At 62.8% G+C, this 366-nt stretch carries 1 protein-coding gene; it reads left to right on the forward strand.

All coding sequences use genetic code 11. The features are described 5' to 3' along the window. Positions 1-338 (forward strand): IS66-like element accessory protein TnpA (gene tnpA, locus QN219_RS33855; protein WP_284004775.1); only part of this gene is annotated, 338 nt, incomplete at its 5' end. Positions 339-366 lie beyond the last annotated feature (28 nt).

Here is a 366-nt window from a genome sequence, read left to right on the forward strand (position 1 = left end):
ATGAGGGAAGGTATCGTCGGATCGAGGTGATCACCGGTCGGCGCCAGCGGCGGAATTGGACTGACGAGGAGAAGGCGCGGATCCTTGCGGAAAGCGCAGCGCCCGACGTGAATATCTCGGCGATTGCCCGGCGCTGGGGCGTCAATCGCGGTCTGCTGAACGTCTGGCGTCGCGAAGCCGGACTGACCTCTCACCGATCCGCGAAAGCCCGCGCGCATCAGGCGATGTTCGTGCCGGTGACGGTGGTTGGCAATAGAATGTCTTCCGAGAGCGCGCCGTCGGATGTCGCCCACCATGCCGCGGGTCGTATTGAGATCGAGATTGCCGGAGAAAGCTAAACCATGCTAGTCCCGGTTTCGCCCGAGT

This window comes from Sinorhizobium sp. 8-89 (assembly GCF_030124325.1).
Taxonomy (GTDB): domain Bacteria; phylum Pseudomonadota; class Alphaproteobacteria; order Rhizobiales; family Rhizobiaceae; genus Sinorhizobium.